Annotated in this window: 13 protein-coding genes and 1 pseudogene; 5 read left to right on the top strand and 9 right to left on the bottom strand. The window is 70.2% G+C overall.

The window, feature by feature from the left end:
- Nucleotides 1-48 precede the first annotated feature (48 nt).
- Nucleotides 49-1,563: a Cof-type HAD-IIB family hydrolase gene (locus D7W82_RS41040; RefSeq protein WP_233587886.1), complete on the bottom strand. Its 1,515-nt coding sequence runs from the start codon at nt 1,561-1,563 to the stop codon at nt 49-51.
- A gap of 199 nt (nt 1,564-1,762) precedes the next feature.
- Here D7W82_RS41040 and D7W82_RS22970 point away from each other — a divergent pair, with 199 nt between their 5' ends.
- The gene (locus D7W82_RS22970) at nt 1,763-2,827 is read left to right on the top strand and encodes a class I fructose-bisphosphate aldolase (RefSeq protein WP_120620397.1); all 1,065 of its coding nucleotides are present in this window, start codon (nt 1,763-1,765) and stop codon (nt 2,825-2,827) included.
- Between the two features lie 13 nt (nt 2,828-2,840).
- Nucleotides 2,841-5,309, top strand: coding sequence for a phosphoketolase (locus D7W82_RS22965; protein ID WP_171423279.1), 2,469 nt, complete (start codon nt 2,841-2,843; stop codon nt 5,307-5,309).
- Between the two features lie 54 nt (nt 5,310-5,363).
- Here the strand turns inward: D7W82_RS22965 and D7W82_RS22960 are convergent, their stop codons facing one another.
- The 7 genes from D7W82_RS22960 to D7W82_RS22930 all read right to left on the bottom strand — a co-directional run bounded on the left by D7W82_RS22960 (nt 5,364) and on the right by D7W82_RS22930 (nt 14,233).
- The gene (locus tag D7W82_RS22960; RefSeq protein WP_120620395.1) at nt 5,364-7,202 is read right to left on the bottom strand and encodes a glycoside hydrolase family 15 protein; all 1,839 of its coding nucleotides are present in this window, start codon (nt 7,200-7,202) and stop codon (nt 5,364-5,366) included.
- A gap of 251 nt (nt 7,203-7,453) precedes the next feature.
- A complete protein-coding gene (locus D7W82_RS22955) occupies nt 7,454-8,542 on the bottom strand; it encodes a non-ribosomal peptide synthetase (RefSeq protein ID WP_120620394.1) in 1,089 nt (362 codons plus the stop codon).
- A gap of 8 nt (nt 8,543-8,550) precedes the next feature.
- Entirely contained in the window at nt 8,551-10,506 is a 1,956-nt protein-coding gene (locus D7W82_RS22950; RefSeq protein ID WP_120620393.1) for a hypothetical protein, read from the bottom strand.
- Complete coding sequence (locus tag D7W82_RS22945; protein ID WP_233587885.1) at nt 10,503-11,858, bottom strand: alanine racemase; 1,356 nt, start codon at nt 11,856-11,858, stop codon at nt 10,503-10,505. The genes D7W82_RS22950 and D7W82_RS22945 overlap by 4 nt, the downstream gene beginning before the upstream one ends.
- Nucleotides 11,859-12,196: 338 nt before the next feature.
- Nucleotides 12,197-12,640, bottom strand: coding sequence for a hypothetical protein (locus tag D7W82_RS22940; protein WP_120620392.1), 444 nt, complete (start codon nt 12,638-12,640; stop codon nt 12,197-12,199).
- A gap of 35 nt (nt 12,641-12,675) precedes the next feature.
- Nucleotides 12,676-13,485, bottom strand: a complete 810-nt coding sequence (locus D7W82_RS22935; RefSeq protein WP_120620391.1) for a class I SAM-dependent methyltransferase — start codon at nt 13,483-13,485, stop codon at nt 12,676-12,678.
- An 85-nt stretch (nt 13,486-13,570) separates the two neighbouring features.
- Nucleotides 13,571-14,233, bottom strand: a complete 663-nt coding sequence (locus D7W82_RS22930; RefSeq protein WP_147439480.1) for a hypothetical protein — start codon at nt 14,231-14,233, stop codon at nt 13,571-13,573.
- A 210-nt stretch (nt 14,234-14,443) separates the two neighbouring features.
- Between D7W82_RS22930 and D7W82_RS22925 the strand changes: the two genes are divergently transcribed.
- Together D7W82_RS22925 and D7W82_RS22920 are read left to right on the top strand one after the other, a co-directional pair.
- Nucleotides 14,444-18,598: an MG2 domain-containing protein gene (locus D7W82_RS22925; protein ID WP_120620389.1), complete on the top strand. Its 4,155-nt coding sequence runs from the start codon at nt 14,444-14,446 to the stop codon at nt 18,596-18,598.
- A gap of 135 nt (nt 18,599-18,733) precedes the next feature.
- On the top strand, nt 18,734-20,479 hold the full coding sequence (locus D7W82_RS22920) for a hypothetical protein (RefSeq protein WP_147439478.1): 1,746 nt from the start codon (nt 18,734-18,736) through the stop codon (nt 20,477-20,479).
- A 481-nt stretch (nt 20,480-20,960) separates the two neighbouring features.
- Here D7W82_RS22920 and D7W82_RS22915 read toward each other — a convergent pair whose 3' ends face one another.
- Nucleotides 20,961-21,935 (bottom strand): alpha/beta hydrolase, encoded by a 975-nt coding sequence (locus D7W82_RS22915; protein WP_120620387.1) that lies wholly within the window; start codon nt 21,933-21,935, stop codon nt 20,961-20,963.
- 188 nt (nt 21,936-22,123) lie between these two features.
- On the opposite strand from D7W82_RS22915, the pseudogene D7W82_RS22910 reads away from it, so the two are divergent.
- Nucleotides 22,124-22,413: pseudogene (locus D7W82_RS22910) on the top strand (hypothetical protein); the annotation flags it as partial.

Raw genomic sequence — 22,413 nt, 5'->3', positions numbered from 1 at the left:
GAGCGGTACGCCACCGAGCCCCTGCCAGCGCCGGAACGAGGTGCGCCTTCAGGAGACTTCGTCCTGCCCGAGGAGGACGGCGGGGTCCGCCACCACGAGGTCCGCGCCGTGGCGGCGCAGCTCGGCGGGCCGGCCCACCCTGTCGACGCCAATGACATACGCGAAGTGGGCTGCCCGCGCGGCCTCGACGCCGTCGGGCGTGTCCTCGAAGATGACCGCCTCCTCGGCGTCCGCCCCCAGGGCCCGGGCGGCCGCGAGGTAGAGCTCGGGGGGCTGCGTGGCGTCCAGCCGCGCATCGAAGAGGTCCGGGATGCCGGCGGACTGGAGCATCTCCGCGCCGTGCCGGCTCGCGGAGACGGCCGCGGTCCGGAGTCCCGTGGCGCGCGCCGCCTGGACGTAGCGGACCGTCCCCTCATACAGCTCCACCCGCTCCTGCCGGAGCAGCTCCACCAGGAGCTCTCCCTTGCGGTCGTTCAGCGCGTGGACCGTGCCCTCCGGCAACTCGATGCCGCGGGCGTCGAGGAACGCGTGGAGGCCGTCCAGGGGCGGCCTGCCGTCGAAGTGCCGGCTGTAGTCGCGCACCAGGTCGAAGGGGATGAAGGGCTGGCGCGAGGACCGCGCCCGCTGCCGCAGGTAGTAGTCGCACAGCTGCTTCCAGGCCCGGGCGTGGAGGCTGGCCGTCTGCGTGAGGACGCCGTCGAGGCCGAAGAGGCAGGCGCGCGTGCGCGGCGGTAGCCCCAGCTTCGTCCGAGCGAGGGGCGGCTGGCCCAGGATGAAGGTGTCCACCGCGTGAGCGAACCCCTCCTCGTCGTTGGTGCGCGTGACGTGGCGCGCGGGCCGTTGGACCTCCGGGCTGGCGTTGCCCATGGCGATGCCCATGCCGGCGATGCTCAACATGGGCAGGTCGTTGGCCATGTCCCCGATGGCCGCGATCTGCTCCAGGGGAAGCCCCAGCAGACGCGCGGCCTCGCGCACGACCATCCCCTTGTTCGCTTCAGGGTGCGTGACGTCGACATAGTAGGGCGTCGAGCGCGCCGCAGACGCCTCGGTGCCCAGCCGCGAGGCGAGCTCCGCCTCGCAGCGCGCGACCTTCGCCGTGTCCTCGCTCACCCCGACGAGCTTGATGACTTCATCGAGCACGCCGTGCAGGTCGGCGATGACGACCGGGTCGAACCCGACGTTGCTCCGCTCGCGCGCCACGCGGAAGGCCTCGGGGGCGCGCAGGAACCACTCCGCCCCCTGGTAGACCCAGACATCCAGGCCCGCCTGAAGCATGAAGTCGACGGCCTGTCTGGCAATGGCGGGCGGCAGGGTCCGCTGCGCCAGCACAGTCGTGAGATCAGGTTTGACGTACACGCCGCCGTTGAAGGCCGCCAGGGGAGCGGTGAGCTTCAGCGCGTCCACCAGCCCGGCCATCCCGCGCGGGGGCCGCCCGCTCGTCAGGGTGAACTGGATGCCGCTGGCGCGCAGCCGGGCGACGGCCTCGCAGGTTCGCGGGGTGAGGATCTTGTCCCGCGTCACCAGGGTCCCGTCGACGTCCGCGATGAGCAACTTGATGGTCATGGCTGTCTCCGCCCGCCCGCCGCCTCCGCACCCCGGGCGTCCCCGGTGACCGTGGGGGCCTGCATCAAGATGGCATCGCGACGTGGGCCGGACCATCCAGCCCGGCGCTCAAAGGCAGACCCGTTGCCGAGCGCCCCACTGCCCGTTGTTGGCGCGCCGGGACGCCCTCAGGTTTCCCTCCGGGGGATGGGAGGACCACATGTCGACGGTGCCAGGACTCGGTGAAACCGCGCGAGCCATCATCGCGGACGGAAAGGGCATCCTGGCGGCGGATGAGACGGTCGCCACGATCACGAAGCGCCTGTCCGCGCGCGCAATCGAGTCGACCGCGGACAGCCGCCGCGCCTACCGGGAGCTGCTCTTCAGTACGCCCGGCATCACCGGGTTCATCGGCGGTGCCATCATGCAGGACGAGACGATCCATCAGCGCAGCGCGGCTGGCATTCCGCTGATCGAACTGCTGGCGGACCGAGGCATCATCCCCGGCATCAAGGTCGACGCCGGCGTCCACCCCCTGGCCGGCGCGCCGGGAGAGTCCGTCACGGAGGGGCTCGACGGCTTGCGCGATCGGCTCGAGGAGTACCGCGAGCTGGGCGCGCGCTTCGCCAAGTGGCGCGCGGTCTTCGTCATCCGCGCCGGGCTGCCCACCGCGGCGTGCATCCACGCGAACGCGCACGCGCTCGCGCGCTACGCCGCCCTCTGCCAGGAGCAGGGCCTGGTGCCCATCGTGGAGCCCGAGGTCCTGATGGAGGGCGCGCACGCGCTGGAGCAATGCGAGGACGTGACGGGGCGCGTGCTGCAGGCGGTCTTCAATGAGCTCTTCGCCGCGGGGGCGTCCCTGGAAGGGATGTTGCTCAAGCCGAACATGGTCACCGCGGGCCATGGCTTCGCGGGGCACGTCCCGGTGGCGGAGGTGGCGGAGGCGACGTTGCGCGTCCTGCGGCGCCACGTGCCGCCCGCGGTCCCCGGGATCGTCTTCCTGTCCGGCGGACAGGACGCGGTGCTGGCCACGGAGCACCTCAACGCCATCAACGCGCTGGAAGGCCCGAAGCCCTGGACGCTGAGCTTCTCCTACGGACGCGCGCTGCAGGACGAGGCGCTCGAAGCCTGGCGGGGCCAGAGCGCGCGGGTGCCCGCCGCCCAGCGGGCGTTCCAGCACCGCGCCTGGTGCGACAGCGCGGCGGCCCTGGGCGCGTACAGCGCGGACATGGAGGGCGAAGCGGGTTTCGCTCCCTCCGAATCCCCACTCCACACCCAGCACTGATGGGAGGCATGTCATGGCACACCCCGAAGGAACGGAAGCGTCGGAGCATGGGCCGCCGTTGTCCGCCAGGGAGCGCGGCCAGGGGCCCTCCGCTCCAGGCCGCGAGCGGACCCGGGGCGAGGGACCGCTCACCGCCAGGGAAGTGGAGCTGATGAACGCGTACTGGCGGGCGTGCAACTACCTGGCGGTGGGGATGATCTACCTCCAGGACAACCCGCTCCTGCACCGGCCCCTGGTGCCAAAGGACGTGAAGTACCGGCTGCTCGGCCACTGGGGCGCGAGCCCGGCGCTCTCGTTCACCTGGGTCCACCTGAACCGGCTCATCGTCGAGCAGAACCTGGACATCCTCTTCGTCGCCGGGCCGGGCCACGGCGCCCCGGGCGTGCTCGGGCCGGCGTACCTGGAGGGCACCTACTCGGAGGTCTATCCGGACAAGAGCCTGGACGCGGAGGGGATGCGGAAGTTCTTCAAGCAGTTCTCCTTCCCCGGGCACATTGGCAGCCACGTCACCCCGGAGACGCCGGGCTCCATCCACGAAGGCGGCGAGCTGGGCTACAGCCTCTCCCACGCGTACGGCATGGCCTTCGACAACCCGGACCTCATCGTCGCCTGCGTCGTGGGTGACGGCGAGGCCGAGACGGGGCCGCTCGCGACGGCCTGGCACTCGAACAAGTTCCTCAACCCCGTGCGGGACGGCGCCGTGCTGCCCATCCTGAACCTCAACGGGTACAAGATCGCCAACCCGACCATCCTCTCCCGCATCAGCCCGGAGGAGCTGGAGGCGCTGTTCGTCGGCTACGGGTACAAGCCCTACTTCGTCGAGGGCAGCGACCCGGCCCAGATGCACCAGAAGATGGCGCAGACCCTGGAGCAGGCCGTCGAGGAGATCCGCGCCCTGCAGAAGACGGCACGGCTGACGGACACCCCGACGCGTCCGCGCTGGCCCATGATCGTCCTGCGCTCGCCCAAGGGCTGGACCGGTCCGAAGGAGCTGGACGGGCACAAGCTGGAGGGAACCTGGCGCTCACACCAGGTCCCCTTCGGCGACGTGCGAGGCAACCCGGCGCACCTGAAGGCGCTCGAGGACTGGATGCGCAGCTACCGGCCCGAGGAGCTGTTCGACGCGGAGGGACGGCTGATGCCGGAGCTCCGGTCGCTCGCGCCCAAGGGGGCCCGGCGGATGAGCGCGAACCCCCACGCCAATGGCGGCCTGCTCCGCAAGGCGCTCAGGCTGCCTGACTTCCGAGACTACGCGGTCAAGGTCGGCTCGCGCGGCACCACGTTGCATGAGAACACGAAGCCGCTCGGCGAGTTCCTGCGCGACATCATGCGCGACAACCCGACGAGCTTCCGCGTCTTCGGTCCGGACGAGACCGCCTCCAACCGGCTCCAGGCCCTCTACGAGGTGAGCGGGAAGACGTGGATGGCCAGCCTGCTGCCGGAGGATGCCGACGGGGGCTACCTCGCGCGGGACGGCCGCGTCATGGAGATGCTGTCGGAGCACACGCTGCTGGGCTGGCTGGAGGGGTACCTGCTCACGGGGCGACACGGCCTCTTCCACACCTACGAGGCGTTCGCCCACGTCGTGGACTCCATGTTCAACCAGCACGCCAAGTGGTTGGACATCAGCAAGAACCACGTGAGATGGCGGGCGCCCGTCGCCTCGGAGAACATCCTGCTGTCCTCGACGGTGTGGCGTCAGGACCACAACGGATTCTCCCATCAGGACCCGGGCTTCATCGACCTGGTGACGAACAAGTCCGGCACGGTCACGCGCATCTACCTGCCGCCGGATGCCAACACGCTGCTGGTGGTGGCGGACCAGTGCCTGCGCAGCACCGACTGCGTCAACGTCATCGTCGCGGACAAGCAGAAGCACCTGCAGTTCACCACCATCGACGAGGCCGTCGCCCACTGCGCCAAGGGGATCGGCATCTGGAAGCGGGCCAGCACGGACGAGGACGCGGAGCCGGATGTCATCATGGCCTGCTGCGGTGACGTCGCGACGCAGGAGGCCCTGGCCGCAGCCTCCATCCTGCGCGCGCGCGCACCGAACCTGAAGCTGCGCTTCGTCAACGTCGTCGACCTGTTCAAGCTCCAGTCGTCGGCGGATCACCCGCACGGGTCCACGCAACGCGAACTCCAGAGCCTGTTCCCGCCGGGCAAGCCCATCATCTTCAGCTTCCACGGCTATGCGTCACTCATCCACAAGCTGGCCTATCGCTTCATCGACCACGAAGACCTGCACGTGCATGGCTACCGGGAGAAGGGCAACATCAACACGCCCTTCGAGCTGGCGATCCTCAACGAGACCTCCCGCTACCACCTGGTCATCGACGTCATCGACCGCGTGCCGGGGCTGCACGCGAAGGCGGGCCACCTGAAGGAGGAGATGAAGAACGCCATCCTCGACAACCTGGCCTTCGCGCACGAGCACGGCCGGGACCGGCCCGAGATCGCGGACTGGACCTGGCCGGACTGAGGGTTCGCGGAATGGAGCTCCCGGGCCTTGGAAGCAGGCCCGGGAGCCGCTGCGTCAGGCGCGGGGCTCGGTGAGGATGTAGGCCGCGTTGACGAGCGAGAAGTGGCTGAACGCCTGCGGGAAGTTGCCCAGCTGCGCGTGCAGCTTCGGCATGTACTCCTCGGCGAGCAGGCCCAGGTCGTTGCTCAAGGACAGCAGGTGTTCGAACAGGCGCCGGGCATCCTCGAAGCGCCCCATCATCTGGTACGTGCCGGCGAGCCAGAACGAGCACGCGAGGAAGGTCCCCTCCTCTCCGCTGAGCCCGTCCACGGAGCCGGTGGCGTCCGGCTTGAAGCGAAGCACCAGCCCGTCCTGGAGCAGCTCGCGCTCGATGCACTCCACCGTGCCCACCACCCGCGGGTCCGTCGCCGGAAGGAAGCCGGTCATCGGGATGTAGAGCAGGCTCGCGTCCATGTCCTTGCCGCCGTAGTACTGCACGAAGCTGTTCATCTCGGGGTTGAACCCCTGCGCGCAGACCTCCTCGAAGATGCTCTCCCGGGCCTCCAGCAGTTGCTCCATCGGGGCCGTCAGCTTCGTCTCGTCCGACGCCTTGATGGCCCGGTCGATGGCCGCCCACGCGGCCACCTTGGAGGCGGTGAAGTGGCGATTGGGTCCGCGCATCTCCCAGATGCCCTTGTCGGGCTGCTGCCAGACCTTCATCGCCTGCTCGGCGACGTTGAGCAGCGCGCGCTGCGCGACGGGGCCGACCTCGCCGAAGTATTTCGCGCCCGCGTAGAGCACCGCGGCCACCTCGCCGAGCACGTCGAGCTGGAACTGGTTGTAGGCCCCGTTGCCGATGCGCACGGGCTTCGCGCCACCGTAACCGTCGAGCCAGTCCAGCTCGGACTCCGTGAGGCGGCGCTCGCCTCGGATGCCGTACATGATCTGCATCTGGGCGGGGTCTCCCGCGATGGCGCGCATCACCCACTTCCAGAACGAGGTTGCCTCATCACTCAGGCCCGCGCGGTTCAGGGCGTTGTGCGCGAGCGCGGCGTCGCGCAGCCATGTGAAGCGGTAGTCCCAGTTGCGCTCACCTCCCGGCGTCTCCGGGAGCGACGTGGTGGGCGCGGCCACGATGCCGCCCGTGCGCTCGTAGCTGCAGGCCTTGATGGTGATGAGGGAGCGGACGACCTCGTCGCGGTACCTCGGCGGCGGGACGATCTTCGACACCCACTCGGTCCAGTAGCGGTGGGTCTCCTGTTCGGCCTGGTCCGCATCCAGGTTCGGCGGGATCTGATCCAACCACGAGTAGTTCCAGCTCATCACCCAGGAGAACCGCTGGCCCTCGGTCACCTCGAAGTTCGAGACCAGCGGGGACGCCGTATCCCTGTCCGTGCGCCGGAGGAACAACGCGTCCGGGCCGGCGAACGCACGGAGCGAGCCGCCCATGCTTTCCACCCTGGGGATGGAGCGGCCAAAGGCGAAGCGTGGCGTCAGCCTCGAGTGCATCGCCACCGTCCCCTTCACTCCCACGAGCGTCCGGACGATCCTGGGGAACTCCTGTCCGACGGGCATGAAGTCGATCAACCGGACGGAGCCCGAGGCGCAGGTGAACTCCGTCTCGAGGATCAGCGTGTCCTTCCGGTAGCGGCGGGTGATCTTCTGGATGGGCTCCCTCGGTGCGAGCGCCCACTCGCCGTTCTCCTCCGTCCCGAGCAGGCTCGCGAAGCAGGCGTCCGAGTCGAAGTCTGGCAGACACAACCAGTCGATGGTCCCGTCCCGGGCGACCAATGCCGCCGAGCGCATGTTTCCGATGAGCGCGTGATCCTCGATCCTGCGGTTCGCCTGGACGCCCAGCTGTGCCGGGACGACAGGCGCCTGGGCCTTCTGTTGCTGCGTGATTTGTTCCGCCATTGCCTTGGCTCCGTATGCCTCATGATCAATCCTTGACGCTGGCGTCCGGGACGCGGAGGCGCAACCGCCGCGGCGGAGGGAGAGCGACCGCCTGGTGGTGAGCACACAATTCGCCTGGCTGGATTCAGACGGAGGACTTCGCGCAGGGACTGGAGGCGCTGCGCGAGGTTGCACAGGTGCTGTAGCCGGCGACAGAAGGACAGCAGGCGACTCTCTCTGACTCCCGGCGCCCTTCCGGGCAGGCTCGCCGCCTACGACACCCGTGCCTCCGCGATGGCGGCGCGGAGCTCGTTCGCCACCTCCCGCACGTGCGGCTCGGTCAGCAGCGAGACGTGGTTGCCCGGGACCATGCGCAGGCGCAGCGGCTGGGTCGTGAGGTCCTCCCAGCCCTCGGTGACCGTCTCGCAGAACTTGCTGTCGATCGCGCGCAGGAAGGTGATGGGCCCCCGGAAGCGTTCGGCCGGCACGTAGGCGGAGTCGCTGGCGGCGCGATAGAGCGCCAGGATGTGCTCGATGCGCGCGTCGGGCTCGTCCGGCGGATAGGCCCCGTGCTTCCTGGCGAGCTCCATGAAGCGCGTGATGCGCTGGCGTGGGTCGAGGGCCCGCATCTCGTCGCTCTTCAGCCCGATGTCCACGTCGAACCAGTACCGGAAGCCCGCCGCGACGATGGAGTAGAACTCGACCAGGTCGGTCAGGAAGGTCTCGTTCGGCATGCGGAGGCTGAGATTGGCGGGCGACCAGGCGTCGCACACCGCGAGCACGGCCACCTGTTCCCCGTTGCGTTGAAGCTGCAGCGCCATCTCCAGCGCGACCATGCCGCCGGAGCAATGGCCTCCCAGGAGGTAGGGGCCGCGCGGCTGCACGGTGCGCAGGGTCTCGATGTGGTCGGCCGCCATGTCCTCGATGCGCTCGAAGGGCGGGCGTTCGCCATGGAGGCCCCGGGTCTGTAGGCCGTAGAGGGGCTGATCCGGCCCCATCCAGCGCGCCAGCGCATAGGCGTTGAGCGGAGCCCCCTCCCCGCCCGGCAGGAAGAAGAAGGGGCGCTTCGAGCCGTCTGGCTGGAGCGGGATGAGGGGCTGCACGTTGAGCTTCCGGGACCGCGCGCGCAGGTGGCAGCCGATGCGCTCGATGGTCGGCGCCTCGAGGAACGCCTCCATCGAGAGCGGTGTGTCGAACCGCGCCGAGATCTCGGCGACAAGGGCCTCCGCCGTGGCGCGGTCACCTCCGAGCGCGAAGAAGTCCTCCTGCATCCCGACGCCGTCACGGCGCAGGACGTCGGACCAGAGCCGCGACAGACGCAGCTCGTAGGAGTCTCGTGGCATTCCAGGATGTGGGGGCATGGTGTTCCTCACGGAGGTGTGAGCTCCCGCGAAGCGAGGGCGTCCGTGGAGGGGAGTGCGCCGAAGGGCACCCGAGGGCTGGCGAGCTCCTGGTCGCGCATCCGGCGCTTGACCTGGATGGGCAGCGCGCCCGAGGCCGCTTCGCGCGCGAGCACGCTCGCGATGAGGTGCGCGACGCGCGACCCGTGGCAGTACCCATGAATGGCTGCCCGCTGGCGCGACTGGATGGCGGGGTCCACCGCACGGCGCAGCGTCGCCAGCGCTCGATCCGGCTCGCCACCGAGTGTGTCGACGAGCACCGGCAGCGGCGAGTCCCGGTGCGTCGCGCACTGGGTGGCATACAGCCGCTCGAGCTGGAACGCGTAGACCGCGCGCTCCATGGCCACCTCCGCGGTGATCGCGTCCACGGTGCCGTCCGGTCCCACCAGGGGATCGGGAGGCATGAGAAGGGGGGGAATGCCGTTCACCAGCGCGGCGCCGATGCTGCTCAGGCCCGGGCGGCAGACGAAAGTCGCCTGGGGCTTGGCGGCCAGGGCCCGGAGGAACGTGCTCCAGTGCTCGTCGATCCACCCGAGCAGCGTCACGTTCCCGGGCCGGGAGCGCTCGAGTTCGAGCGCCAGCCATGCGCGATCCCCCGCGCTCCCGCCCGCGAACAGGAAGTGCACCCCGTCCATCCTCGCCGCCATCGCCAGCATCGCGCGCCAGTGCCGGCGGCTGCAGGTGGAGAAGCCGTTGCCCTGCGACACGAGCACGACGCCGCGCGAATCCCGCTGGGTGAAGAGGTGCTGGAGCGCTGGCGAGCGCTGGGCCAGGACGGCCCCGGCCCGCTCCGCGGCCTGCTCCGGGGAGAGCGCGCTGGCCTGGCCGAGCGGCGGGATGACCACGTAGGGCTGCCGGCCCGACTCCAGCGGCAGCCAGTCACGCCAGTTGATGGCCTGATACCAGAGGGTGCCGCTCTCCGGCACGGCGGCCATGAGCTCCCGGCTCGAGGCCTCGAAGTCGACCGAGGGGTTGCGCCGCGGCTCGATGCCCGAGGCCCGCAGCGCGTCCCTCAGCTCGCGCCGTGTGTGGATCGCTGGAGCGGACGCGGCCACGATTCCGGCCATTCCCGGCGCCGTCGACTCATCCGTCTGGCGAACCCGCTGGCGAAGCCAGTCGAACTCCGCGAACGCGTACCGGACGGCGTGCAGGGGGATCTCCTTTCGCTGCGCATGCTCCGCGAGCTGGTGGAGGATCCAGGTCTCCGGCCGGCAGTCGTTCACGATGGCGGCCGCGCCCACGCTGGCCCGGGCCAGCTCACGGTTGGCCGCGAGCCACAGGAGCGCGGCCTCGCGGTTCAGGAGCTCCGGCCGCGAGACGTTTGCGACATCGTCCGGCGTGACGGTCCCCGACTCCGCGTCGCTGTAATGGAGCGGAACGACGTGGAACCCCGCGGCGTCCCCGACCTTCCGGCGCGCGTACGCCGCGTCCTCCTGCCGGCGGATCGCCGCGGTGAACGGGATGGGGCCCGGGAGCCTGGCGAGGGCGCCATGCACGGCCGGCACCCAGCCCGTCGTGTGCCCGAAGGATTGCGCGACGTACAGCACGCTCGTGGGAGCCGACGCGCGGTGGGCCTCCACGCGGAAGCGGCCCGCGAGCCTGGGATCCGGGCCCGTGACATAGAGCGGGGCCTGCTCCTCCAGCAGCGACATGCCATCACGTGGGACGAGGATCGCCAACCGCGCAGCGCGATCCGAGATCAGGATGCTGTCCAGGCCGGCGAGCAGGGCGTACGCCGCCGTACCCTGCGCAGGCAGCGCGGCCTCGAGCGCCAGGGGATTGCCGGCGACGGCGATCCGCGGCGGTTCCCCCGGCGCGAGATACGTCACTTCGATGCGCCCGTGCGAGAGCGCGACGACAGCCCCCCGCAGCACGCAGGACGGCTCGTCCCGCAGCGGGTGCGCCAACAGGGACCCGGCGTTCATCGGGAGGCGTCGTTCGCGGCGAGATCGCGGGCGATCATGTCTTCGTAGGTCTCCGCGCGACGGGCGAGCGTCGCGCGGCCCTCGTCCAGGATCACGATGCCGGGCTGCGGGAAGCAGAAGGAATTCGAGAAGGAGACCAGGTAGGCCCCCGCGTCCATGACCGCGAGCGTGTCACCCACCTGGAGTCGCGGGAGCTCGATCTCCGTCCGAAGGCGGTCCATGGGGCTGCAGGTGGGGCCGTCGAGGGAGTACGTCTGGCTGGGGGATTCCCCCCATCGCTCGACGTGGAAGATCTCGTGATACTCGCGGTGCAGGATGTGAGCGATGTTCTCGCCGGCATCCAGGATGGCGTGCGCGGGCGCGGCTCCGGCCGCGTTGAGGCTGCTGACCTGGCAGAGCAGCAGCTGGGTGTTCCCGGTCATCGCGCGTCCGGGCTCCAGGAAGATGCGAGGCGCGGGACGGCCGGCGAGACGGAAGTGGGCCTCGACCCTGCCGATGAGCAGCGCCAGGTACCGTTCAATCGAGAGCCTCTGCTGGACCCGCTCCGCGAGAGGCATGGGTGAGTCGTCGAGCGGCAGCACCGTCGGGACCGCGAGGCTCCCACCGAGGTCGAGCATCTCCACGTCGAGCCCGAGCCGGGTGTGCAGCGTGTCGCAGAACTCCAGCACCTCTTGAACGAAGCGCTCCAGCGTCTGGGCATCCTCGATGGCCACGCCCCGGTGCGCGTGCAGCCCGACGACCCGCAGCGAGGGATGCATCATCGCCTCCTCGTAGGCCGCCAGCGCCTGGCCTCCGGCGATCGGGATGCCGAACTTGCCGGACCAGCTGTCCGAGGTGGCCACGCGCATGCCCACCCGGGGGCGCCTCCCGAGCTCCGCGGCGGCCGCCGCGACGAGCGCGATCTCCTCGCGATGGTTCAGGTGGGTGAGCAGGAGCTCACTCTGGACCACCGTGCGGGCCACGTCCGGCGTCTTGCCCGGACCGTTGTAGATGATCCGGTTGGACGCGACCCCGAGCCGCTGGGCGAGCCACAGCTCATACGGAGAGACGACCTCGGCTCCGACCCCGAGTCGAGACAGCCGCTGGAGCACGGCGGGAATCGGATTGGTCTTGTACGAATAGAAGATCTCGGCCCCCCGGATCCGGCCCTCGGGCGTCTGCTGGAAGCGCCGGACGTTCTCTGCGAGCCGGGCGCCATGGACGACGAAGAGCGGGCTTCCCCAGCGCTGCGTCAGGCTCGCGAGCGACCTTCCCTCCAGGCACAACCCGTCTTCGGCTCGCGTCAGGCCCCAGGTCTCTGGATGAAGGGGCTGTGGGGTGTTGTTCGAGCGAGAGGTGTGGGACGTGGACACGAAGAATCCTTCAGAGGCGTGGGTGCGTTCACCTGAAACATCTGGGTGAGACAGCAGGGCCCGTGCCATTGCCGGGAGCACCGGGGCGCCTCGGGAGCACCGGCTGATACACCCCGGCTGACGTGTCACTGACGTGGCAGTGACGTGTCAGCGCGCCTGGTCACCGGTGTGTCGGCGCAGGCAGACGTCATTCGCCCAGGAACGCCTCGGCCGGCAGCCGGGTGCAGCCGGGCCCTGGCGGTTCGTGGTCCCGGACTGGACGGGAATCTCCCCCGGATCCTTCGCTCGGGTGAAGGCTCGGATGACACGACGCGAAGCGCCTGCATCCGGCACCCTTCTCATCCCCTCTGGAGCAGGTCGGCGCGCATCGCTTCCACCGCGTCCTTGGCCTCCTTCAGGCTCACGCCGTGCTGGTCGCGGTAGAGCTTGATGGCCTGGATGAGGTTGTCGTCTCGAACGGCGCGCTCGATGGCGTCGTTCGTGTCCGAATCGGACAACGCACGTCGCGCAGGAAGCCCCATGGGCGCCCGGCCATCCCGCATCGCCTCCACGGCATCCTTCGCCTCTTTCAGGCCACTGCCATGAAGCTGCCGGTGGAGCTTGATGGCGTTGATCATCTGCCCGGAGTTGATCAACTCCGCGAGGCGCGCCTGCCCCTCCTCCGGAGACAGCGGGGTCGGGGGCTCCGAGTGCTGCTCACCATTGGAGGAGCGCAACCAGAGGCCGATGAGGGCTCCCATGAACACCGCGATCACCAACAACACCAGGAATGACGAGGACATCCCACGAGCATACAGAAGTGGGAACCCAGGCACGCCTATCCGGGCACCCTCGCCCAGGCTCCGAAGGCCAGCTCCCCGATGTAGGTCGCCCCCGCGTTCACGCGCTCCTCCGTGAGCCGCTGGTCGAGCGTGTCCACGTCGAGCTCCGCCTCCGTCGCCACGCCGTGCTTCACGATTCGGGGGATCATCGCTCGGACGATGGCTCCCGTGGGATGCGCCTGCGTCGGCGTCTGCACGACCGCCACCGCCCGGACCTGTTCGACCGTGAGTCCCGCTCTTGTGAAGACCGACGCCAGGTCGAAGCCCATGTGGAGGTTCGCGCCTTCGCGCTCCACCGTTCGCCAGATCCACTCACGCACCTGCGCGTGAAGCGGCAGGGGCGTGAGGCTCGCCGGTCCCACCGTCGAGTCGTGCTCCTGGAAGAGCATCAGACCTCCGGGCTTCAGGGCCCTTGCGAGAACACGCACGGCCTCAACGGCGTCCGCCTGGTACATGAGCACCCGCCGGCCCACGACCGCGTCGAACAGGCCCTGCGCTTCTTGAGTCGCGTGGAGGTCGCCCTCCACGAACGTGACGTTCGACAGGCCCTGCTCTCGCGCCCTCGCGCGGGCCTGCTCAATCGCCCCGGCATCGCGGTCCACCCCCACCACCTGCCCCTGCACGCCCACCCGGCTCGCGGCCATGAAGGTCACGTCACCCCGTCCACAGCCGACATCGAGCACCCGCATTCCCGCCTGGAGGCCCGCGTCCGCCAGCAGGCGCTCCGTCATCGTCGCCACGTTGTCCATGCGACCGACGGTAGGCAGCCCGCTCCGCCCCCGGAAGGGCGCGGCTTTGGATGGCATCGGCGGATCTTTCGAAACGGGGCGCGCCTCTACGAGTTGGGTCCGGGCGCGAAGGACGGGACTCCGGTGAGGCGGATTCACTCCGTCACGGCGCGGTCCAGATGGCGGCGATGCCCTCGTTCTGCGTGGCGCCGCCCGTCGTGTCGATGAAGATGGACCGGATGCGCTTGGAGGATTGGAACCCCACGAACTCGAAGGTATTGGCCCCTGTATCGAGCACCGCGTCCTCGATGACTTCCTGGGTGGCGTCCGTGAAGGTCAGGGTCACCTTGTGCAGGGCCTGGCTGTTCGTGAGCAATTCCAGGCCCACGGCGGAGACGGGACGCAGGAAGGCGATCTCGAAGTCGTCCTCACCGTTGGCGAGGATGGTGGGCTTCACCGGCAGGGGGTTCGTGTTGTTGCCGTGATTCCAGCCGGCCCCCATGAAGCAGATCCAGGTGCTGGCGCGAGGCGCCAGGACGTTGACGGTGGGCGCGCTGGAGCCCCACGGCAGGTCGATGCCCGGCAGTGTCGGGCCGCAGCTCGACCTGCCGCCCGAGGGATGGTCGGGATACGCGTCGAACGCGTTCGCGGGGAACGCGAGCAGGGTGGCCCCGGTGGCCGCCGTGAAGTCCGCCTGCTGGGTGAAGACCTGGGCTAGGCCCGCCTGCTGCGTGCCGAGCACCGCGGCCTCTTCGTCCTGCATCGGGGCGCCGCACGACACCAGGACTCCACCGCCAAGAATGCACATCGACCTGAACATGTTCATCGCCGCTGCTCCTCTCGAAGTACTTGAGCGTCCTGACTACATTGCTCGCACTCCAAGTGAAGTGACAAGGCTGGATTGATGGGCCTTCGCACGTCTTCGCGGTGTTGCAGCGGACGGATTTCCATGCGGTCATCGCCTCCGCGGCCACATGGCCCACCCTGCACCTCCTGGGGACAGAACTTCTGGCGGGGCCGTCCGTTGAATGCCGCCATGGCCCACCTCGTCCCGTTTGCCCTGCGCGCGCTCCTGCCGCTGGGATTCGCCGCCGTCTTCGTGATGTTGTCACCCCAGGTCCTCGCGGCCCGGGCGACCACGCGCTCGCTGGGGGGCGAAAATCGCTACCTGACCCATGTCACCACCGACAAGCCGCTCTACCGGCCCGGGGAGCAGGTGCTGGTGCGGGGATTGGTGCTGGAGGCATTGAGCCGCAAGCCCTACGCGGGCTCACTCCAGGCGCAGGTGGAGGTGCGCGGGCCCAAGGGGGACGTCGTCACGACCAGCACGGCGTCCACGGCGGACGCCGTCTGGGGCTACGCCTGGCCCATCCCCGCGGGCCAGCCCGGCGGTGAGTACACCCTGCGCGTCACCTACCCGTGGACGGGCGCGGCCCCCGCCGAGCGGAAGTTCGACGTGCGCGCCTACCGGGCCCCCCGGCTCAAGTCCCAGATTGAGTTCCTCCGGGATGGCTACGGGCCGGGCGACACCGTCACCGCCACGCTGGAGGTGAAGCGCGCGGAGGGCGGCGTGCCCGAGGGCGCGAAGGTGACGGCCAACGCGCTCGTGGATGGCGCCACCGTGGCGCAGGTGCCTTGCACGGTGGACGCGAAGGGGCGCTGCACGGTGCGCTTCCCGCTGCCCTCGGCGATGGAGCGCGGCGAGGGCACGCTGGCCTTCACCATCGAGGACGGCGGCGTGGTGGAGTCCGCGGCGAAGACGATCCCCATCCTCCTCCAGACGCTGGACCTGGCCCTGTACCCGGAGGGCGGTGACCTGGTGGCGGGGCTCGCCTCGCGCGTCTACTTCGAGGCGCGCACGCCCGCGCGCAAGCCGGCGGACCTCACGGGCCGGATCGTGGAGGTGGACAGCGGCCGGGTCGTCGCGCGCGTGAGCTCGGAGCACGAGGGCCGTGGCCGCTTCGAGCTGACCCCTCAGGCGGGGGTGCGGTATGCGCTGCGCATCGACTCGCCGTCCGGCATCCGGAAGAGCTTCCCGCTGCCGGAGGTGAAGCCGAGGGGCGCCGTCATCCGCGTGCGCGAGGACGTGGTGCCGGCGGGCAAGCTGGTGCAGCTGGTCGTGGGTTTGAACGGCGTCGGCCGCGGGACGGTGACGCTGAGCCAGCGCGAGGTGCGCGTCGCGTCCGCGGTGCTGGGCGACGTGAAGGGCGGGCCGGTGACGCTGGATCCGGGCGAGGCGGACGGCGTGCTCGTCGCCACGGTGTGGGACCACGACGGGCGGCCCGTCGCGGAGCGGCTGGTGTTCCGCCAGCCCTCGAAGGAGCTGTCCGTGGAGCTGAAGGCGGACCGCACGCGCTACGTGCCCGGTGGCCCGGTGCGGCTCACGGCCCGGACGACTCGCGGCGGCCAGCCGGTCTCCGCGCTGGTGATGCTCACCGTGACGGATGACGCGGTGCTGGAGCTCCAGGAGAAGCGCGACCAGGCGCCGCAGCTCCCGGTCATGGTGCTGCTGGAGCCGGAGGTGAGGGAGCTGGCCGACGCGCAGCTCTACCTCGACGCGAAGAATCCGAAGTCGAAGCTGGCGGTGGACCTGCTGCTGGGGACGCAGGGCTGGCGGCGCTTCGCGCTGACCGACGCACAGGGCTTCCTCGCCCGGCATGGTGACGCGGCGATGCGCGTGCTCGCGGTGCGCTGGCCGCGGGAGCCCGTCCGCAAGCACCGGCCGTCGTCCATCAGCAAGGCCGGACGCGGCGCTGGCATGGCGGGCATGCCGCGACTGGAGGAGCCCCTGATGGACGAGGAAGGCGCGCTCGCGGGTGACGCCTTCGCCGGACAGGCACCGGTCGCGGCCCTCCCCAGCATGCCCGCCGTCGCCGCGGCGGCTCCGCCTCCCCTGCCCCCGGCGGAGGCGGCCCCGGAGGTGGAGGCCCCGGCCCCCGTGCTCCAGGTGGCGAAGGAGGAAGAGGCGCCGAGGACGCAGGGACGCCTCGTTCGCGAGAAGCGGGACAGGCACTTCGACGACAAGCAGGTCATCCAGGGGCAGCTGATCTACCTCCGCGAGTTCGCGCACACCGCGCGGCCGAACCGCAAGGCGGGAGACCGGGTCGACTTCGCGGAGACGCTCTACTGGAACGCCGGGGTGCGCACGGATGCCCGCACCGGCGAGGCGCGCGTGTCCTTCGCGATGAGCGACTCGGTGACGACGTTCAAGGCGTTCGCGGGAGCGGTGGGCGGTGACGGCGCGCTCGGTTCGGCGGTGGCGGAGCTGGAGTCCGTGCAGCCGTTCTACGCGGAGCCCAAGCTGCCGCTCGAGGTGACGTCCGGAGACGTGGTGCGCCTGCCGGTGGCGCTGGTGAACGGGACGGAGGCGCGGCTTTCGGGCGCGGGCGTGAAGGTGGACCTGAAGGGGGACGTGAAGGTCTCCGGCGGCCCCACGCTGGACCTGGCCTCGCAGGCGCGGGGCCGGCAGCTCTTCTCGCTGGAGATTGGCCAGGAGGCCCGGCCGGTGGACGTGAAGCTCACGGCGAGCGCGGGCGAGTACACGGACGTCGTCACCCGCACGCTGTCCATCAAGCCCCGGGGCTTCCCGGGCCGCGTGTCCTTCGGCGGGCTCTTGTCCTCGAAGGGACCGGCGGCGCACCGGGTGGTGCTGCCCCAGAGCCTGGTGCCCGGCAGCGTGCGGACGTCCATCGCCGTGTACCCCGGCCCGCTGGCCAACATGACGGAGTCGCTGGCCCGCCTCATCCAGGAGCCCTCCGGCTGCTTCGAGCAGACCAGCTCCACGACCTACCCCATGACGATGGCGCAGCAGTACTTCCAGACGCACACCGGCGTGAACCCGGAGCTGGTGGCCAGCGCGCGGGAGAAGCTGGAGCGCGGCTACCAGCGGCTGGTGGGCTACGAGACGTCCGAGAAGGGCTACGAGTGGTTCGGGCAGAACCCGGGCCATGAGGCGCTGACCGCGTTCGGACTGCTGCACTTCACGGACATGCGCCAGGTGCGTGACGTGGACACCGCGATGCTGGAGCGCACGCGCGAGTGGCTGCTCCAGCAGCGGGACGGCCAGGGCGGCTTCAACCGCAAGCGCCGCGCGCTGCACGTGTGGGTGGAGGACGCGGACACGTCGAACGCGTACATCCTCTGGACGCTGCTGGAGAGCGCGGGCCAGCCGGCCTCGCAGGCGAAGGAGCTGTCGCGCGAGGTGGCCTCGGTGAAGGCCGCCGCGGCGAAGAGTTCCAACAGCTACGTGGTGGCCCTGGCTGCCAACGCGCTGGCGCTCGCCGGGGACACCGCCGAGGCCCGGAAGCTGATGGGCCGGCTCGCCTCCGCGCAGGGGCAGGACGGAGCGGTGGGCGGCGCGACGCAGTCCATCGTGGGCAGCTCCGGAGAGACGCTGAACATCGAGACCACCGCGCTGGCCGCGCTGGCGTGGATGCGCGACCCCGCCTACGTGGGCAACGTGGAGCGCGCGATGAAGTTCGTCGCCGAATCCAGCGACGGAGGCCGCTACGGCGCGACGCAGAGCACCGTGCTCGCGCTGCGCGCCATCATCGCCTACGACAAGGCGCGCGCCTCCAAGCTCACCCCGGGGCTGGTGCGCGTCTACGTGGACGACCGTCCGGTGGGTGAGCCGGTGCGCTTCGACGGCTCCTCCCAGGAGGCCCTCAAGCTGCCCGACGTGAGCGCGCTCCTGGGCACGGGCGAGCGCCGCGTGGAGCTGCGCATGGAGGGGGGCGCGGAGCTGCCGTACTCGGTGGAGGTCACCTTCAACATGCTGACGCCGGACAGCTCCAGGGACACGGCGGTGACGCTGGAGGTGGCGCTGGCGAAGACGGCCCTCACCGAGGGTGAGCCCACGGAGGCACGGGTGGTGGTGGCCAACCGCACCGGCCAGCGGCTGCCCACGGCGGTGGCCATCTTCGGCGTGCCGGGCGGACTGGAAGTGCGGCACGACCAGCTCAAGGAGCTGGTGAAGCGGCAGGTGGTGGATGCGTACGAGGTGCTCGGGCGCGACGTCGTCCTGTACTGGCGTGGGATGGAGCCCCACAAGCGCATCGACGTGCCGCTGTCCCTGGTGGCCGCGGTGCCCGGTACCTACACGGGCCCCTCCAGCCGCGCGTACCTGTACTACGCGGACGAGCACAAGGTGTGGAGCGAGGGCGTGAAGGTCTCCATCGCACCGAAGCCGTAGCCGGGCGGAATCGACCGGGTTTCCGACCAGGGATTGGTGGGCTGGACGTATAGGGAGACACAACACCCCCTGCTCACGTCCATGCCCCACCGGTCCCAGCCCTCCCGTCCGCCCCTGTCTGGACGCGCCCTCTTCGTGGCGCTCGCCCTCCTCCTCCCGCTCGCCACGGCTTGTGGTGACGAGGAGCCCATCGAGAAGCCCGGCCCCGTCGGCCCCCAGGCCGATGCGGGCGGGCAGGATGCGTCCACAGCGTCTCCCGACGCCTCCTGTGCCGGCGCCACCTGCGATGCGGGGACCATCTTCGTGCCGCCCGATGCGGGCCCCGGGGATGGCGGTGCCACGGATGGCGGCGCCACGGATGGCGGCGCTACCGATGGCGGCGCTCCGGATGCCGGCCCGGACGTGCTCCTGCCCCTGCCTGTCGACCTGAGCGCGCCGTCCGAGCTGCTCGTGCGCAGCGACGGTTCCGCCGTCCTGCGTGTGGGCGTCGAGCGGCATGAGGGCTTCACCGGCCCCGTCACCCTCGCCGTTCGCGGCCTGCCCTCCGAGGTCTTCGTGGCCGACCGGTCGGTGTCCGCGGACACGAACGCGGCGGCGCTGGTCGTGAGCGTGTCCGGGCGCGTCGGGCCGGGGACCCGCCTCGACGCCACGTTGGTGGCCACGGCGGAGGGCCGGTCCACCTCGCGTCCGTTGCGGATGCTGGTCGCGGGCCCCTCCTTCGCGCTGGACCCCACCTTCCCCGTGGTGCCCCTGGGCTGGACCGACGCGTCGCGGTTCGTCGGCGTGCAGCCGGACGGCAAGCTGCTCACGGCACACGCCATCGCTTCCGGCTCCTTCCCGAGGGGTGATGGCTTCGTGCTCGAGCGCCACCATGCGGACGGCGTCCCGGACCTGACGTTCGGGATGCTCGGGACGGTGACGCACCCGCGTCCGGCGGTGGCGCGGTTGCTCGCGTTCAAGTCCCTGCCCACGGGAGGCAGCCTCGTGGCGGGCACCGCCGCCGACTGCCACGACTACGAAAACGCACCCCCCTGCACCCTCCTCGTCTCGCGCCTTCTCGCCTCGGGCATGCTCGATACGAGCTTCGGGGACCAGGGCGTCGCGTCGGCGCGGTTCAACGTCAATCCCCGCTCCAACGTGAAGCTCCTCGCGGACGAGGCGGGCCGGGTGTCGCTGGTCCTGTCGTACTACGACGCGGCCCAGGAGGGAGCGGACGTCTACGCGGCGCAGCGGTGGGAGGCGGATGGCAGGCCCGTCGCGGGGTTCGGGACGGAGGGACGGGTGACGTTCGCGCTCCCAGCGAGTGAGCAGCGCTTCGACCAGCTCAACGAAGCCATCCAGCGGAAGGACGGCGGCATCGTCATCGCCGTCACGCTCTTCGACAGCAGCGACTCGGGCAGGCACGGACTGGGGTTCGTGGGCATGAACGGCGCGACCGGCGCGACTTCATGGAGCATGGTGAGCAACTCCTCTCTCCATCGGGGCGTCATCTCGGACGGGCGCGGCCGGTTCGTCTCGCTCGTCCTCGCGTCCGCCCCCAACTTCGACCTCACCGTGCAGTGGTACGACGAGAACGGCTCCCGCGTCTCCACCGGGAGCACCTACCCGATGCCGCCGCGCCTGCTCGCTGTCGGCTCGGCCAGCGAGCTGTTCTTCGATGACGCGGGCACGCCCTACACGGTGGGCCGCGTTGAAGGAGGTGGAGGCGAGGCGGTGGTTCGCTTCACCCGGCAGGGGGTGGTGGATCTGGGGTTTGGCATCAACGGTCTCGTCCGGCTGGACAGCCGGTTGACCTCCGTGTCCGGCTTCATCCGCGAGCCGAATGGCTGTCTGCTCGCGCGCACGTATCCGGAGCCAGGCCTCGTCCGCTTCTGGCCGTGACGCCCCGCTACTCCGCGAGTCGCGACAGCGCGTCGAACAGGGGATCCTCGACGTCATGTGCGAGCGACCTGCGGCACTTGGCCCAGTGGAGCTTCAGGTCCTGACCGCAACTTCCGCGCGCGGTTCGTGTTCATGAGGGCATTCCTGGAGGAATCACCTCATGAAGCGAAGCGGAGCGACGCAGTTCATCTGGGCGGGCGCGGTGTGAGCCCTGGGCAGTGCCGGCTGTGGGCACCCGGACGACACGCCCACAACGCAGCGGGCTGCATGCCGATCGGGAACTTCTACGGGGAGATCGGCAACGGGTCCGGGCCGCTCTCGGCTTCACGAAAGGCAGCGGCGTCACGGCCTCGACGGTGATTCCCATCGCGTCCGCGAGCAAGTGGCTGCACGTGGGGGCCTACGTGCAGTCCAGGGGGTACGCGAACCTCCCGTCCGCGAGGCGTACGAGACCGGCGTGGCGCAGCCCTGCTGATCGCGGTCACGGGACAGGCGAAGCGCCTCGGGCGAATATCCGTCCCAGCCATGAGTCGCGCGTCGAAATGCAGGCGCGCGCCACGTCGGACCGAGGGGCGATGTCGTAGAAGCCGTGAAAGGCTCCGCCCCAGACGTGCAACTCGCATTCGCCGCCCGCATCGAGGATGCCGCGCGCATACGCGACGGCTTCGTCCCGGAACGTCTCTCCTGCCGCGACGTCGATGAAGGTCGGCGGCAGCCCCCGCAGGTCCGTGGCGCGCGCGGGCGCGGAGTAGTGAGACACATCCGGGCCTCCACAGCGCTCGCCCAGCACCGCCCGCCAGGCCGTCAGATTGCTGGCGCGGTCCCAGACCCCGACGCCGTCAAACCGGCGGGCGGACTCCGTCTCATTGCGGTCGTCCAGCATCGGGCATTGCAGCAGCTGCCCCAGCAGCTTCGGGCCTTGCCGATCTCGCGCGAGGAGCGTGGTCCCCGCCGCGAGCCCGCCGCCGCCGCTCCCGCCAAAAATCACGAGCTGCTTCGGATCAAACCGCAGCCGGTCGGCGTTCGCCGCCATCCAGACCAGCCCGGCGTAACAGTCCTCCACCAGGGTCGGCGCCGGATGCTCGGGCGCCAGCCGGTATTCCACCGTCACGCAGACCGCATCATGACGGAGCGCCCAGTCCACGAGTGGCTTCGCGCCCGCGAAGCGGGTCCCCATCACCATTCCGCCGCCATGGATGTGATAGACGGCCGGCCCCGGAACCGAATGGCCCTGCCGGGCAATGACGGAGACCGTGATCTCGGCGCCCTGATAACCGGGGATGCTGTAATCGACGCAGTGGACCTCCGCGTCTCCAATCAGGTCCTCCCGGGTCACCCGGCTCAAGCCACGGAAGTGCTCCAGCTGCTCCAGCGTCATCTTCCGGGGCACATACCCCTCCAGTGCGGGCAGGAGGGCGGCCAGCTGGGGGTCGAAGTCGATGGGGTGAGTGCTCATCCGCGGAGAGGATCAAGCCTCGACGCTCGCGTCAAACGCTCTCTGCGTCAGAACCAGGACCAGGCCTGGGTCTCCCCTCCCCTGGTCCGCCCCAGGCCAACTGGCTAGCATCCGTGGCACCCGTCACCTGAAGGGAAGCCATGTCGAAGCAGTGGGTACTTTCCGGCGGCGGGGCCACCTACGTTGTCGTGCTGTGGAACGACGCGGAGGCGAAGAACGCGAGCCGCCGGGTCGCTCCCGCCGTGATGCAGATGTGCCTGGACGGGTGGATGCGCACGCACCGGCAGGCCGTCCGGGAGATGTACACCGCCTGCGCGGCGACCCCGGGCTCCGCGACGTGGCCGGCCGACCCCGTGATGAAGCAGCGCCTGTCGGATGCGTTCAAGTCAGGGAAGCTCGTGGGGCTGACGCGCGCCAACGCCCCAGCGGTCATCAAGCCCGCGACGCCCCTCCCCGTGCGCCCGCCAGACGCCCCGCC

It is taken from the genome of Corallococcus sp. CA049B (assembly GCF_003611685.1).
GTDB classification, from domain to species: Bacteria; Myxococcota; Myxococcia; order Myxococcales; family Myxococcaceae; genus Corallococcus; species Corallococcus coralloides.
This window is presented reverse-complemented; position numbering and strand designations above follow the sequence as displayed.